14 protein-coding genes are annotated in these 14,716 nt (G+C 38.5%); 9 read left to right on the forward strand and 5 right to left on the reverse strand.

Annotated features, from left to right (window positions below; all coding sequences use genetic code 11):
• The first annotated feature begins 1 nt into the window (after position 1).
• The 6 genes from ACSVC9_RS00235 (at position 2) to ACSVC9_RS00260 (ending at position 5,449) form a co-directional block, all read left to right on the forward strand.
• Positions 2 to 637 (forward strand): TetR/AcrR family transcriptional regulator, encoded by a 636-nt coding sequence (locus tag ACSVC9_RS00235; protein ID WP_446898393.1) that lies wholly within the window; start codon positions 2 to 4, stop codon positions 635 to 637.
• A complete protein-coding gene (locus ACSVC9_RS00240; RefSeq protein WP_446898394.1) occupies positions 634 to 1,002 on the forward strand; it encodes a hypothetical protein in 369 nt (122 codons plus the stop codon). Before ACSVC9_RS00235 ends, ACSVC9_RS00240 begins: the two co-directional genes overlap by 4 nt.
• 188 nt (positions 1,003 to 1,190) lie before the next feature.
• Positions 1,191 to 1,898, forward strand: a complete 708-nt coding sequence (locus ACSVC9_RS00245; protein WP_291723088.1) for a LytR/AlgR family response regulator transcription factor — start codon at positions 1,191 to 1,193, stop codon at positions 1,896 to 1,898.
• Position 1,899: 1 nt separating this feature from the next.
• A complete protein-coding gene (locus ACSVC9_RS00250; RefSeq protein WP_446898395.1) occupies positions 1,900 to 3,198 on the forward strand; it encodes a sensor histidine kinase in 1,299 nt (432 codons plus the stop codon).
• Positions 3,199 to 3,311: 113 nt separating this feature from the next.
• Entirely contained in the window at positions 3,312 to 4,013 is a 702-nt protein-coding gene (locus ACSVC9_RS00255; protein ID WP_446898396.1) for an ABC transporter ATP-binding protein, read from the forward strand.
• Positions 4,013 to 5,449: an FtsX-like permease family protein gene (locus ACSVC9_RS00260; protein WP_446898397.1), complete on the forward strand. Its 1,437-nt coding sequence runs from the start codon at positions 4,013 to 4,015 to the stop codon at positions 5,447 to 5,449. Before ACSVC9_RS00255 ends, ACSVC9_RS00260 begins: the two co-directional genes overlap by 1 nt.
• 11 nt (positions 5,450 to 5,460) lie before the next feature.
• Here ACSVC9_RS00260 and ACSVC9_RS00265 read toward each other — a convergent pair whose 3' ends face one another.
• From ACSVC9_RS00265 to ACSVC9_RS00280, 4 genes are all read right to left on the reverse strand, one after another.
• The gene (locus tag ACSVC9_RS00265) at positions 5,461 to 6,552 is read right to left on the reverse strand and encodes a sensor histidine kinase (protein WP_446898398.1); all 1,092 of its coding nucleotides are present in this window, start codon (positions 6,550 to 6,552) and stop codon (positions 5,461 to 5,463) included.
• Complete coding sequence (locus ACSVC9_RS00270) at positions 6,549 to 7,256, reverse strand: response regulator transcription factor (protein WP_446898399.1); 708 nt, start codon at positions 7,254 to 7,256, stop codon at positions 6,549 to 6,551. The genes ACSVC9_RS00265 and ACSVC9_RS00270 overlap by 4 nt, the downstream gene beginning before the upstream one ends.
• 75 nt (positions 7,257 to 7,331) lie before the next feature.
• Positions 7,332 to 8,285 carry an ABC transporter permease subunit gene (locus tag ACSVC9_RS00275; protein ID WP_446898400.1) on the reverse strand — a complete coding sequence of 318 codons (954 nt, stop codon included), beginning with the start codon at positions 8,283 to 8,285 and terminating at the stop codon, positions 7,332 to 7,334.
• Entirely contained in the window at positions 8,282 to 9,190 is a 909-nt protein-coding gene (locus ACSVC9_RS00280; protein WP_446898401.1) for an ABC transporter ATP-binding protein, read from the reverse strand. The genes ACSVC9_RS00275 and ACSVC9_RS00280 overlap by 4 nt, the downstream gene beginning before the upstream one ends.
• Before the next feature lie 241 nt (positions 9,191 to 9,431).
• On the opposite strand from ACSVC9_RS00280, the gene ACSVC9_RS00285 reads away from it, so the two are divergent.
• From ACSVC9_RS00285 to ACSVC9_RS00295, 3 genes are read left to right on the forward strand one after another with little or no spacing between them, the layout of a single operon-like run.
• A complete protein-coding gene (locus tag ACSVC9_RS00285) occupies positions 9,432 to 10,133 on the forward strand; it encodes a response regulator transcription factor (RefSeq protein WP_446898402.1) in 702 nt (233 codons plus the stop codon).
• Complete coding sequence (locus ACSVC9_RS00290; RefSeq protein WP_446898403.1) at positions 10,130 to 11,590, forward strand: sensor histidine kinase; 1,461 nt, start codon at positions 10,130 to 10,132, stop codon at positions 11,588 to 11,590. The genes ACSVC9_RS00285 and ACSVC9_RS00290 overlap by 4 nt, the downstream gene beginning before the upstream one ends.
• A 1-nt stretch (position 11,591) precedes the next feature.
• Complete coding sequence (locus ACSVC9_RS00295) at positions 11,592 to 12,722, forward strand: LolA family protein (protein ID WP_446898404.1); 1,131 nt, start codon at positions 11,592 to 11,594, stop codon at positions 12,720 to 12,722.
• 69 nt (positions 12,723 to 12,791) lie between these two features.
• On the opposite strand, the gene ACSVC9_RS00300 is transcribed toward ACSVC9_RS00295, so the two are convergent.
• A complete protein-coding gene (locus ACSVC9_RS00300; protein WP_446898405.1) occupies positions 12,792 to 14,657 on the reverse strand; it encodes a heavy metal translocating P-type ATPase in 1,866 nt (621 codons plus the stop codon).
• Between the last annotated feature and the right edge of the window lie 59 nt (positions 14,658 to 14,716).

Consider the following 14,716-nt stretch of genomic DNA (forward strand, 5'->3'; position numbering starts at 1 on the left):
TATGCCAAAAAACAAAACACGGGATACAAAGGAAGTTATTTTGACAGTTGCACTAAAATTGTTTTCTGAAAGAGGTTATGATGGGGTTGGTATCCGTGACATATCAAAAGAAATCGGAATACGGGAGAGCGCTCTTTACAAGCATTATAGCGGGAAACAAGACATTTTCAACTCAATTCTCAAAGACATTGAGCGTCGTTATCAAGAGGAAGTTTCTACTTTTATTCCCCCTGAAAGCATGGCCAATATTCTCTCAGGAGAAAGTGATGTAAGGGAGGAACTATTCCGTATTAGCGTTACAATGTTTCAGTTCTATCTTAAAACAGAGTATGGTTCGCAACTGCGTAGAATGTTGACAATGGAACAGTATAGAACTTCGGAGGCAAGCAAGTTTTTTAGGGAATTGATAATAGACAAGGGCTTAGATTATATATCAGGCGTGTTCACTAATTTAATAAATGATGGAGTTTATGTTGATGCTGACCCAATGGTAATGGCCTTGCAGTTTTATTCACCTTTGTATTTGCTGTTATCAAAATATGACAATCAGCCCGAAAAATATGAAGAAGCTTTATCTTTTTTAGAAAAACATATTACGATGTTCAATAAAATCTATTTAAGGGGCGGTAAACAATGAAAGGAATTGGAATATTGCTAGCAGAGTGGTTTATAACCAGCCTGATTGTTTATACAGGACTATCTGGCAAACAAATATTATTCATTAATGGGCCGAGAGCGGCTGTTATTACTTTGGGCGCAATCGGATTTGCAATGTGCATGATTATGCCAACAATCGGCAAATTTATCAGCAATGCACCTGCTCACCCGCTCACCATCATGGGATACATCTTTGGGACAATCGCATTACTTACAACAGCAACACAAATATTCAAATGGAAAATCCCCATCTTTTATGATCCCAAAATTGCGCTTTTTGTAGTTGCTGGCTGCATTGTCATAAAGTCGATTATTGGTAGGTTTGCACTATTGATAGTTAAATAAATAGCTGAAAATAGGGCGCTTTATGAATATTGAAGCGCGTTATTATTCAAAATCAGGTAATACAAAGAGAATTGCAAATGCTATTGCTAAACAAGCAGGGGTATCCGCTGTAATAATTTATTGATACTATTCGGTTAACCGTATATAATAATATAAAAGATATAGAAAATGAAAAGGCGGTGCAAATTATGCGGATTGCGATTTGTGATGATGAGGTTGCTGTATTGTCATCATTGTCTGATTTTATAAATAAGACGTACCGCGATATTAATTTGCTCACAGAACAATATTCATCGGGGGAAACGCTCATAAGGGCCATAGAAAAACAGGGGATGTCTTATGATCTGCTTTTTCTTGACATAGAAATGGATGACATTGATGGAATTCAAGTTGCAAAAAAGGTTCATGCACTTTTAGCGGATATGTATATTGTGTTCATCACTTCCCATGACGAATTTGCCATGACTGGCTATGAAGTATCGGCATTTCGTTTTCTGACCAAGCCGATTCAACCCCAGAAGTTGATTGAAGCGATCACAGCGGTAAAAAAGGAATTGCTGAACCAAAAAACAATTCATGTGGAGAGCAAGGACAAAGAGGCTGTCTTAAAAGTTAAGGATATTTTGTATATTGAGGCACAGGACAAGAACGTAAAAATTGTTCAGCAGAAACAGTCTTATTATGACCGCAATAGAATTGATTTCTATACACATCTTTTAGGTTCAAATGATTTTTACAGGGTACACCGCAGCTATTTAATCAATCTGCGATATATCAAATTTATTGACAGTCTCGACGTCCTTATGGTAAACGGAGATTCCATTCCCATTAGCAGACTGAGAAAAAAGCAATTTGACGAAGCGTTTCATACCTATATGAAACGAACAGCGAGGTAATATGAGGGTAGTTGCATTAGTGGTATTGGAAATATTAGCTGCCGTATTTGACACGTTATCGGCAGGTGCACTTGTATTTCTTTTCGTCAGCCCCAAAATTCCACCGGACAAAAAGAACATTGCAATGGCAGCATTTTTTATCACACTGGAATGCGTGTGTCTGGTAAATGAAGCTATCATCGCATATGGTATAAGCTGCTTTGCTTTTATAGTAATTCTTGCGGGTGTAAATGAACCGGATCGTCGATTAAACAGTATAGTTATTGCCGCGTTTCTATGGGTGCTGAGAAGTCTCCCCGCCAGCAGTGCAGCACTCCTTGCGGGAACAATGGATATAAAACAATCTATCATTTCAAGTGGAGAAATTACATTTTACGCTTTGATAATCGGCAATCTTGTAATGGATTGCGTAATTATTGCAGCAGCCTATAAGTACCGCAAATATGCTCATAGAATACTCTTTAGCTATATAGAAATTCTGCCTGCGTTTCTCTTGTGGACGATAGCCATGTTTTTGAACCCGTTTATGTGGGTAAATTACAGGATTGAAAATACCGGAATCCAGCTTTATATCTCGGCCTGTTTTTCCGCGGTAGTTGTTATTGCAGATGTCCTTTATTTTATTTCACTTTGGAAAAGTAAAACGACAGATTATTTTAAACAGTTGGAACAGCGTAATCAGCAGTATATTGAACAGGAATTGCAGTATTTTGAGATGTACAAGAAAAACCAGGAGGACATCCGAAAATTCCGGCACGATATAAAGCACCATATCACCCGGATTGAGCAGCTCTGCGAAACAGGGAATCTTTTGAAGGTTCAAGAATATCTGGGCCATGTACAGAGGAGTTGGGAAAACATGACGAAAGCTCTTTTCTATACAGGTGATGATAATGTGGATGCAATTTTGAACGCAAAAGTTCCTCCAATGCAAAGGGCACAAATTAAATTTAAACTGTCTGGGGCGTTTGGCAGAGCCTTATCAATTTCCGCTTTCGATATATGTACGATTTTTGCAAATGCGTTGGATAATGCCATTGAGGCCAATCAAAAAGTTTCCGGTGAAAAACATCGGTTTATTTCGCTTTCCATCAGCAGAAGCGATTTCTACTACATGATCTCCATGGAAAATCCGATGATGGCTGATCTTCCCTATACCGGACAGACAACAAAACAAGACCGTTTGAATCATGGATTTGGCCTGCGAAGCATCCGGGATAAGGTGGAACAGAACGGGGGCATCATGACCATTACAACAGAAACCGGGCTGTTTCGTTTGGAAATTATGCTTCCAATTTAACATTTGGCTCTCCTGTAGATACATCTGGCGACACATTTTAAATGTGCCTCCTTTTTTATGCTATTATTTTCACAGTTACAGGAGTAAAGAATAAAAAAGGAGGTAACACAGAAATGTTATCTGATAAAATAATTATAGCTGAAAATCTGTGTAAAGATTTTAACGTCAGGCAGGACGAAACAGTTCCCGTACTTCGTAATATTAATCTTTCTATTGCATCAGGCAAAATGACGGGTATCGTTGGCCCGTCCGGCTCAGGTAAATCAACCTTGCTGTATTGTCTGGCAGGTTTGGAGCCGGTATCCTCCGGCACAGTGCAAGTGTTGGAAGAAAATGTTGCGAAGATGAGCCGCGCTCAATCAGCAAAGTTTCGTAGAAGCCATTTAGGATTTGTGTTTCAGTCCTATAATTTGGTGCCATCAATGACAGTAGAAGATAATCTTAAACTGCCGTTTACATTACGCGGCAGGAAATATCCTCGTGCTGCCGCTTCGCAGACATTGCAGAGGCTGAATATTTCTAAATTGCTGAAGAAGAATGTGACATTATTGTCCGGCGGCGAACAGCAGCGCGTCGCACTGGCACGAGTTTTGATTGCAAATCCGCAAGTTATTTTTGCAGATGAGCCAACTGGCGCACTGGACACAGAATCAGTTTCCCGTGTCGTAAGTGAACTGAAGAAAATTGCGGTGCAATCTGATCATGCAGTTGTAATGGTTACACACAGTCCTGAGGTTGCAGCTCAATGCGATGGGGTAATTCAAATGCGTGATGGGCAAATTATATCTGTCAACGAAGGGCAGGTGAGGATCTGATGTGCGGCTTAATAAAAGATTTCAAAGATGCTCCTGTGGTATGGGGCGGAGTGTTTTTACTACTGGCTGTGGTACAGATTTTGATTCCTACCATGCGGATTATGATGTCAAATGCTGCAGCTTCACGGGGGAATATAGTTTGGGGCGAAAAAGCTGGATGGTTTGTGAGCTCCATGAGCGGATTGACCTATCCCGTAACATTGTTTGCTGGTGTACTGGTTATTATGATGGTGGTATCGGCTTCCATTCAACAACGTCGAGGTGATTTGGCACTGTTTTCCCTGCAGGGGGCCACACCAATGCAGTTGACTTTGCGGACATGTGCGCAGGTACTGCTGCTGGATGTGTCAGCAAGCGTGGGTTCTCTTTTTTTTTCGCCGCAGCTGGCTCGTTTACTGTTCTCTTTCTTTGCGGTACAACTTGAAGCTCCCGGACTTCCGTATGCGGCTGTTGGAATCTCTCGTATGTTACTGTCCTGGAGTTATGGTATAGGTATCGGATTTGTTGTCGCAGTGGTAGGAGCATTTTTAACAATTCGTACAGTTTCCCGTATTTCTCCGGTTGAGGCATTACGCCAAGCAGCCAGCACTCCCAAAACAGTAAGCCTTCCAAAACGTGTATTGGCATTAGCTGCATTGGCAGGGAGCATTGCTGTCGTTACCTGCGGCATGTTTATTACAAAACATGTGAATATTGAACAGATACAACAATTATCCTTTTCCACATTATCTCCGCTGTTTTATTGCTGCGTGTTGGCTGCTGTCCTGTTTGTTGCAGCTATCTGTTTTGCTGGCCCTGCTGTCCTGGCAGGGACTGTCCGTACATGGACAGCAGTCCTTCCGTTTCATTTGCCGTCATGGCGTATCGCGTGTGGGCAGGCAGTGTCTCGTGCCCACAGGTCAACGTCTACTGTTATCCCGCTGGTTGCCGGAATGATTTTAGTGATGTCATATACAGGACTGACACAGATTTTTAGAGCAACACTTGTGATGATGCCGAGAAATCTTGCCGCCGAGTGGGAAGTACCCGGATTCGTTAGAATTCTTGCATTGCTTGGGCCGGCGTTATTGCTGGTATTAACAGGTGTATTGGCAGGGTATCTCATATCAACTCACGGGCGGGGACTGGATCTGGCATTGCTGTCCGTGGCCGGCGCGGAACCGCGGCAGCTTTCTATGATTGCTGCCTTTGACGGACTGATAACAGCCGTAACAGCAGCGGTGCTTGCTTTTATAGCAAGTATGTTGGTGACTTCCATATTTGCGGTTGGTATGTATAAAGCATTTGGACTGGTTGGTTTCGCAGTGCCGTGGAAACAATGGCTGTTCATATTGATTGTGCTTTTGCCGGTTTCAACAGGCATTTCTTGGTTGACTGTGCGCCGCTCACTTCAAGAATCTCCGGCAGCTTATATCGCCCGGTACAGCGGCGAATGATAACCCACAAGTTAAATATCTGAATAAGGGGGAAATCTAACAATTATTTTTGTGCCGCAGTTTATCTTGCTTTCTACACTGATAGTTCCATGATGGGCAGTAATAATCTGTTTTACAATGGTCATGCCGAGTCCTGTACTTCCTGTTGGAGAATCTGTAGAAGTACCTCTGTAGTAGCGGTCAAACATGTGATTTATATCATATTCATTCATTCCGCTGCCATTATCACAAATTTCTACTTCAACATAAGATTCACGGCTTAATTTCACAGTGACTGATGTATCTTCCGGGTTGTGTACTACTGCATTTACTAACAGATTTGAAAATGCCCGTTTCAGTAATTCAGTATCGCCCGAAACGAATAACTCTTTTTCTTCCCCAATCATCTCAAAATGATTTTCCTTTGCAATGGGCATATTCGCTGTTTCTGCCGTCACTCTGCGAACTAATTCCGATAATTCTATCTTTTGGAGATTCATCTTTAGACCTGTAAATTCATCCATACGGAACGCCGTACCCAGATCGTTGATAAGTTCCTCTATATGGGTAGATTTATCGCTGATAATCTGTAGAAACTCTTTCTTTTCTTCCAGATTCCATTTGTGTTTATCGGATAAAAGCATATCCGTATACCCTGAAATATAGGATAGCGGTGTTTTTAAGTCATGTGTAATTCCAGCCGCCCAGGTTAGGCGCATTTCATCAAATTCTTTTCGCTTTTTCTCGTTATGCTGTAAAATATCAGATAATGTTTTCAGATTGTCATACACTTCTCTGTAAAGTCTTTTTGAGAAGAAACTCAAACGTATTTTCTTTCCGGATAAGTCCAGATATTCACCCCTTGACAATTTTTGTATGTTCATCAAAATATCCACTAGAGGGCGTGCAACGTAATAACCATAAAACAGACAGTAAGACAATCCGATGAAAATTGTCACCCATGCAAGAATTGCAATTTTTGTTTCGTTCTGTGACTGGTGTTTTAGTACCAACATCCAGTAAACCCCTGGGATTCCCATTAATAACCAGAGAAGAATCTGATGTATTATGAAATTAATGGTAAAACGGACTGTCAAACGTCCATTGGTAAGATTTACTTTCATATTTGCCTACCCTCCGGAAGTGAGAATTTATATCCAATCCCACGGATATTTATAATGTAAGAGGGGTTCTTCAAGTCTGGTTCAACTTTTTTACGCAATCGGTTGATATGCACTTTTACAGTTTGTTCATCTCCGATACTTTCATATCCCCATACATTTTCATATAGCTGTCCGGCAGTAAACACCTGATTTGGATGTTCAACTAAAAACAGCAGCAATTCAAACTCTTTCGCCGGACAGCTTATTTCCCCGTTATCCACAAGAAGTTTTGCTTCTCTCTTATTTACAGTGACAGTGCCGAAATGATAGATTTCCTGCTTCGTTGAATTTTGCCGGTACTGTTCCATCCTCCTGAATTGTACGTTGATTCTTGCAACAACTTCTAGAGGATTGAAGGGCTTAGTAATATAATCATCTCCGCCTATACCGAGGCCTGTTAATTTGTCTAAATCACCGGTTCGGGCAGTGAGAAAGAGAATTGGCACAAATGTATGCTGGCGGATTTTCTGACACAGCTTGAAGCCATCAATATCCGGCAGCATAACATCCAGTACAATTAAATCATAGGTATTTTTCATGATTTTTGTCATAGTTTCTTTCCCTGTTGAAGCACTGTCGATGTTTGTGTAATCTTCTTTGTGCAAGATGGTCTTCAGCATTTTTACGATTCCAAGTTCATCATCAACAAGTAGTATTCTCTGCATAGTCACCTGTTATATCCCCTTTCTGTATTCCCTGCACTTTAATTTTCATTATATAACAGATTTAAAAAGCAGTCATTAGATAGATACATCCCGCTTTTTAAATATTGCAAAGCTGGCACCAAATAAAACAATTATATATATCAGCAATACAGATACCGAAAAGCCTATTGTCATTTCTTCCCTCGGCTGTAAATGAAAGATATACAAACTCATGTCGCTGTTTGCAAAGGGAAGAAATTTCAGCCATGCCAGCTTTGATGTGGCTTCAATCATTGAATTTCCTAAAATCATAAGCAGAAGAGAGCTGCCCACCGCTACTGCACTGCTTTTCAAAATGGTTGAGACAGCAAAGGCAATGGTCACATAGCTCATAATTGGGAAAATATCCAAACAATACATTTTTACACACTGCCTGAAAATATTTAATGACTCTATCTGTCCCTGTGAATTGATAAAAAGCTCTGGCGCTCCAAGAGTGCGTATTCCGCTTCCAAAGCCATATAAGACATCAATGGTTATATATGCTGCCCCTATGGTGAGTATCAGTGAAAATACAGCATATATGACAACTGCTGTGTATTTTGAAAATAGAATTGCACCCCTGCTGTGTGGGCGAATCAATAACAGCTTCATTGTTCCATCCGTATATTCTCTTGCAACAATGTTGGCAGCAATAATAATTGTAAAAATGACAACCCATTCAAACAACCCCGATGAGTGCAGTAACGTATACCAGAGGTTATTTTCTTGTGGGGCTATATTGTTTTTCAAACGGTACTCGGCAATTGCCACTTTATTTTTCGCCTCTGCCTGCAGCTGTGGTGATAGATCTGCAACCTGTAAACGTCCATTATTTTTTCCTATAATTTGCTCCTGTGCCGTTCTCCAATTCCCTGCAGTTTCCTTATTTATTGCGATTTTTGCAAAGACTGAAAAACTGACAGCCACAATAATCAGTAAAAGGAAAAGGATTTTTGTCAATCGGCCGCTGAATGTTTTCATTAACTCATTTTTCACTAAATTGATCATTTCTGTTCCTCCGTAATTTCCAGAAATTTGTCTTCCAGAGTTTCTTCTTTCATCTGAATACTATAAATTTCAATTTCGCATTTCATTAAATGTTTGTTTACTGACGGAATTTCCTCTTTTGTCATCTGAATTATAATATGTCCGGCTGGACTGGAAGAAAGTACATTTTTTCGCATAGTGCCAAGTAAATGTTTTGTCTGTGCAATTTGTGAGGGGCTTACAATAAGCTCCACCTGCATTGAACCGCCGGATTTGACAAAATCATCTATACGCTGAATAGTTACTAACTTTCCGTGCTGCAAAACACCCACTCTGTCACACATCAACTGCATTTCTGAGAGCAAATGGCTTGATACCAGAACTGCAGCACCTTCCTCATGAGCTATTTTCTTTAGATAGTTACGCAGCTCGTGGATTCCCTCCGGATCAAGTCCGTTTGTTGGTTCATCCAGTATCACGAGAGATGGACGGTGTAATAGTGCCTGTGCAAGCCCAAGCCTCTGACGCATACCAAGTGAATAGGTTCGTACTTTGTCCTGAATTTTGTCTTTGAGTCCGACAATTTCAGCCATTTCATAAATACGTTTTTTGCTGATGCCGAGTGACATTCTGGCATAGTGCTTTAAATTTTGATAACCCGTAAGATATCTATATAAATCTGGATTTTCAACAATACCGCCAACATTCTGAATTGCTTTTTTAAAGTCGGTTGTAATGCTGTGTCCTTTAATAAAAATATCTCCTTCGGTTATTTTTATCAGTCCCGTAATCATACGGATAGTGGTAGTTTTGCCTGCTCCATTGGGCCCTAGAAATCCGAATATTTCTCCGTCTGGAATTGTAAACGACAGGTCATGAATAATTTCCTTTTTGCCGATTTTTTTTGATACGTGTTTTAATTCCACAACTGGTTTTTCATTCATATATATAACTGTCCTTTCTGTGACAAATTCAAAATACCTTATCTGTATTTTAATAAGATTATAAAAAGCTAAAGTAAATGGACGGTAAACAGACAGTAAATGTAAGTTAAATTAAAAGGTCGGTTCATTATTTTTTATCTGAACATTAATTTATAAAGAAAGTATTAACTATGATAAAATTTTATTACAGGAATTTATAATGTAAATTGTAAGGAGGAAAAGAATGAGGGGAAAGCTTCTAATAGTTGAAGATGAAGAATCTATTGCAGCTATAGTAAAGGAACATCTTGAGATGGAAGGTTATGAAGTATTCTGGTCATCTACAGGCTTGGAAGGCCTGGAAGATTTTAAAAAACAGAAATTTGATCTGGTTATGCTGGATCTCATGCTGCCTGAAATGGATGGATTTTCTCTATGCAGAAATATAAGATGGATAAGCAATGTACCCATTATAATAATAAGTGCAAAACAGGCAGATCTGGATAAGGTGAAGGGACTTAAACTTGGAGCTGATGATTATATAACTAAACCTTTCAGTCTTGTGGAGATATCTGCACGGGTTGAGGCACATCTGAGAAGATATATGAGAGATGAGAATTTGAAACAAAATGACGATATAATCTCCGTTAAACCAGATCTAAATATATTTTTAAATGAGAAGAAGGTTGTCCGTGGCAGTAATGAAATTCAGCTTACCGTTAAAGAATTTCAGCTTCTTCTTTTGATGGCTCAAAATCCCAATAAGGTGTTTTCAAAGAAGGAAATTTATGAAAATGTGTGGAACAATGTGGATATTGATGGAAATAACACGGTTACTGTGCACGTGAAGGCATTGAGGGAAAAGCTTCACGACGGTGTGAAAAATCCTGTGTTTATTCAAACGGTGTGGGGAATAGGGTACAAGTTCCTGGGTGAAAAGAAATGAGACTCAAAAAATGGCTTATATTATCCCACCTGGCTGTAGTCATTACTCCTATAGTTTCATCGCTTTTGCTGTATATGTTGATTTTAACCTACAATAAAAAGGTTCAGTTTACAGAATATATGAATGCAGTGGCCAAATTCAAATATTATGAAGAAAAACTGGGCAATTATAAAATCTATACTGAGGCCGATATGGAAAACAAGGATACTGCTGTGGATTATCAGGATAAAGACGACGTTAAAATCAATTTATACAATGGAAGTGGACAGGAGATTCATGCTCCCGATGAGAATTCAGACTATACAAAGAGCAGGGAGGAAATCTATTCACATCTCTACGAAATAGTTACAAAATATAATTTGTACAGCTTGAAAAAACCTGTATTTTATAGAGGTGAATTGGTTGGATTTTACGAGATAATAATATATCGTGGAGATTTCATAAAACAGATAAATATAAGAACTATTATTATTGCAGGAATGTTTGCGGTCATAATCCTTCTGGTTTTTTTGACAGTTATAATTCTTTTAAATAGAAAGTTTAACAGGCCCATAAAGTTGTTGATAGAGGGGATGAACGATTTTGCTGAAGGCGGTAAAAAATCGGTGAAATATAAGAGCAAGGATGAAATAGGAGAACTTATAAGAAATTTCAACGGCATGAAAAAAGATATAGAGAGAAAACAGGAAGTAATAGATTTCCAGCGTAAAACAAAACAGTATATGATATCGGCAGTTTCACATGATCTAAAGACCCCCCTTACATCAATAAGAGCATATGCCGAGTCAATTTACAATGAAAGAGATCTCGATATGCCAAAAATAAAGAGCAGGTCTTCAATTATATTGAATAAAAGTGATTACATGAAAAAGATGATAGACGATCTCATGCTGTATACTGTACTTACATCCGATTATAAAGTGAATTTTGTGGAAGTATGGGGAAATGAGTTTTTTGAAATGTTATTTTCAGGTTATGAGCAAAATTGTGAAAAGCGCAGTATAAAACTTGAAGTAGATACAAATGCCGACTACACCATAAAGGTGGATGTAAAACAGATGACCAGGTTAATTGATAATCTGATGGCAAATGCATTGAAATATACTCCCCAAAATGGCCGCATATGGCTTGGTGCATTTTCATTGGAAAAAGGGATTCCTACCTGGATAAAAAAAGATTTTCAAAAGGATATTATAAGCTGGAGGGAAAAAGGATGCATTGTAGTTGTCAAAAATGACGGCAGGGGAATTCCGGAAGATGAACGAAAAAAAATATTTATGCCCTTCTATCAAGTGGACAAGGCAAGAAATAAAACTTCACAGAATGAAGTCGGTTTGGGACTGAGTATTGTAAAGTTGGTTATAAAAAAGCATTGTGGTGAAATAAAGCTGTTTTCAGATGAAAATAGCACGGAATTTGTATGCTGGTTTCCTATATATAGTAAAGGAGAGGATTGAAATGTCAATTAAAAAAACATTTATAATACCTGTTGTGGGAATATTGTCTATAGCTGGCTTATTTGGAGGATGCAGTCTGGATAAGAAAACCATTATTCCGGAGGATGTGATAAAAAAGGCCGTCAGTGCCAGTGAAAAACCCAAGTCCTATTATGGTGAATATAAAATGAAGATTTATGAAAACAATAAAATAAAAGAGACTGTATCTGCCAGAGAATGGATTGATAATTCCAATGATGTGGTGAAAAGGCGTATAGAATTAAAGGACAATTCATCTGGAACGACCATATCAACAAATGATGGTAAAAATATTATAATATATATGAAAGAACAAAAGCAGGCTATGACTATGAATCTCGAAAGCTCTGCGGCAAATGGTGCAGATGATGTACTGGGAGGAAACTACAAGAATCAATTGTTGAAACAACTGGCAAGCATGAGTAAAACCCACAATATTACTTTTCAGGGCGAAGAGAATGTGTTAGATAGGAAAACCTATCATATCAAGGCGGAGCCAAAACAAAAGGATACTATTCTGGGCACTTTGGACTACTGGATGGATGAAGAGAGCTGGATTGTTTCAAAGGCTGTAATTACTTCAAAAAATAGTAAAACAGAGATACAGTATTCAAAGCTTGATTTTTCACCTAAGCTGGACAGCAGTTTGTTCTCCCAGAAGCTTCCTGATAATATAAAAGTTGAAGATATGGATAATCAAATCAAAAATTCAGAAAATGTTATAACCCTCAACGAGGCAGTAAAGCTTGTTGGGAAACCCATACTTTATCTTCCGGAAGGAGGAGCATATAAACTTAAAGATGTTAAATCCCTGCATTATGATGAATCAAAAGGAGTAAATGAAATAAATCAGAGCTATGAAAAAGATGGTGCCGTAGCATTTGTGCTCACTGCAGTAAATCCAAAGGATACCGGAGAAAAATCAAATGATGCAAAACTACCTGGTGAAAAGGAAATGCAGGTACGTGGTAAAAAGGGAAGTGTAATGGATGATACTATAAAAACTGTAAGCTGGAGTGAAGATGGACTCAACTACAATATTTTACTTCAAGATCCAAAGATGTCTTTGGATGACGCCATTAAAATAGCTGACAGTCTTCTGCTGAAAAAATAATATATAAGGAGTTATCTTAGATGGCAAATCAAGCTCTGAAAAAGATAACTCCTTTTGATTTCATAAAGTTTATCTCCCCTTCCAATTTAATAATAATGATGAATTTAGAATAACCAATACCGATCCAGCATTATGTACAAGTGCACCTACTACTGGACCCAATATTCCTAATATAGCCAGAACAACAGCTATAAAATTTAATGCCATGGAGAATGTTAAATTTAACTTGATGGTTTTTGTTACTTTTTTGGCCAGGCTTAACAAGTGGGGTATGCATTTTATATCATCTCTGATAAGTGCAATGTCAGCTGCGTCAATTGCAATGTCACTACCAATTCCACCCATGGCTATTCCTACATAGGCTTTTTTTAGTGCCAGAGCATCATTGACACCGTCACCAACCATACATACCGGTTCATTTTTGCTTTGATATTTTTCTATTGCAGATATTTTATCTTCCGGCAGGCAATTAGAACATATGTCATCTATTCCGACGAGTTTTGCGATATGACATGCTGCCTGGAGGTTGTCTCCTGTAAGTAAAATGCTTTTTACTTTATTTCTTTCAATAGCTTTAATCATGTCAATGGCATCTTCCCTGAGAGTATCAGAAAGTGCTATAAATCCTGATGCATTACCATTAATTGATATATACATAATTGTACATCCGGCACCTTTATATCTAGAGGCCTTTTTATCCATTCGTTCTGGTATTGAAATATTATTGTCTGCCATCATTTCAATATTCCCAGCAAGAATTGAATAATTGTTTATTTTAGCTTGTACACCTCTTCCGGCAATTACCTTGAATTCATCAGGTTCATTAATTGAAATATTAGGAATATTCTTTATATATTTAATTATTGCCTTGCCGAGAGGATGCTCTGAGCGAATTTCTGCTGATGCCGTCAATTGTAATAGTGTTTCCCTGGATATGCTTGTATTAAAATTTTCGACTGCTGTAACGGACAGTTGTCCATATGTAAGTGTACCTGTTTTATCAAAAGATATTCTTCGTACATTTGCCAACCTTTCAAGGGCATCTCCCTCACGTATCAGGATACCGTATTTTGTTGCATTGCCTATGCCTGCCATTATGGCTGTAGGAGTTGCAAGGACTAATGCACATGGACAAAATACAACCAATATTGTTACAGAACGTATTATTTCACCTGTAGCAAGCCAGGTAAGAATTGCCGTGCTCAAGGCACCGGCAACAATCCAGGTTGCCCATCTGTCTGCAATTCCGACGATCTTTGCTTTACTTGCATCAGCTGACTTTACAAGTTTTATCATTCTCTGCAGAGAGCTGTCCTCACCGAGTTTTGTAGCTTTCATGTTAAAAGTTCCAAATTGGTTCAAGGTTCCACTGAATACCTGGTCTCCGGTTTCTTTATCAACGGGGAGTGATTCGCCTGTCATTACTGACTGATCAATAGAAGTTTTACCACTTATGATTGTTCCGTCCACAGCTACGATTTCTCCTGCCAGAACTTTTATAATGTCTCCTATCTGGATTTTATTTGCAGGAATCATCTGCTCTATGCCATTTCTTATAACTCTTGCAACTTGAGGAGTAAGATGTACAAGCTTTTCAATACCAGCACGAGCTTTATTGACGGTTCTTTCCTCAAGGAATGCACCTATAGTCATGATAAAAGCAACTTCTCCGGCAGCAAATATTTGATTGATTATAATAGAGGCAATCAATGCTATGGAGACCAATAAATCAGCTTTGATATCAAAACTTGTGACAAGCCCGATAATAGCTTCTTTTACAATTGGTACTCCACATAGAATAATTGAAAGCCATGCGGCATCCAAAGGTAATTTACCAATATCAAAGAAACTGACAACAAGCGATATACCCGACAAAAGCATAAACAGAATAACACGTTTTTCTTCATCCTTAAAAAAATTTTTTACTTTTTCCATAAGCACTCCTTTATTTTTATATTATACATATACCCCTATATGTATAATATAGCCTGATT

This window comes from Clostridium sp. LBM24168, from assembly GCF_052953915.1.

What these genes read in the sequence shown, in the direction of transcription:
- ACSVC9_RS00285 (WP_446898402.1), top strand. Translation starts at nt 9,432, where the DNA reads ATGAGGGGAAAGCTTCTAATAGTTGAAGATGAAGAATCTATTGCAGCT.
- ACSVC9_RS00250 (WP_446898395.1), top strand. Translation starts at nt 1,900, where the DNA reads ATGAGGGTAGTTGCATTAGTGGTATTGGAAATATTAGCTGCCGTATTT.
- ACSVC9_RS00290 (WP_446898403.1), top strand. Translation starts at nt 10,130, where the DNA reads ATGAGACTCAAAAAATGGCTTATATTATCCCACCTGGCTGTAGTCATT.
- ACSVC9_RS00235 (WP_446898393.1), top strand. Translation starts at nt 2, where the DNA reads ATGCCAAAAAACAAAACACGGGATACAAAGGAAGTTATTTTGACAGTT.
- ACSVC9_RS00240 (WP_446898394.1), top strand. Translation starts at nt 634, where the DNA reads ATGAAAGGAATTGGAATATTGCTAGCAGAGTGGTTTATAACCAGCCTG.
- ACSVC9_RS00275 (WP_446898400.1), bottom strand. Translation starts at nt 8,285, where the DNA reads ATGATCAATTTAGTGAAAAATGAGTTAATGAAAACATTCAGCGGCCGA.
- ACSVC9_RS00255 (WP_446898396.1), top strand. Translation starts at nt 3,312, where the DNA reads ATGTTATCTGATAAAATAATTATAGCTGAAAATCTGTGTAAAGATTTT.
- ACSVC9_RS00260 (WP_446898397.1), top strand. Translation starts at nt 4,013, where the DNA reads ATGTGCGGCTTAATAAAAGATTTCAAAGATGCTCCTGTGGTATGGGGC.
- ACSVC9_RS00300 (WP_446898405.1), bottom strand. Translation starts at nt 14,657, where the DNA reads ATGGAAAAAGTAAAAAATTTTTTTAAGGATGAAGAAAAACGTGTTATT.
- ACSVC9_RS00245 (WP_291723088.1), top strand. Translation starts at nt 1,191, where the DNA reads ATGCGGATTGCGATTTGTGATGATGAGGTTGCTGTATTGTCATCATTG.
- ACSVC9_RS00270 (WP_446898399.1), bottom strand. Translation starts at nt 7,256, where the DNA reads ATGCAGAGAATACTACTTGTTGATGATGAACTTGGAATCGTAAAAATG.
- ACSVC9_RS00265 (WP_446898398.1), bottom strand. Translation starts at nt 6,552, where the DNA reads ATGAAAGTAAATCTTACCAATGGACGTTTGACAGTCCGTTTTACCATT.
- ACSVC9_RS00295 (WP_446898404.1), top strand. Translation starts at nt 11,592, where the DNA reads ATGTCAATTAAAAAAACATTTATAATACCTGTTGTGGGAATATTGTCT.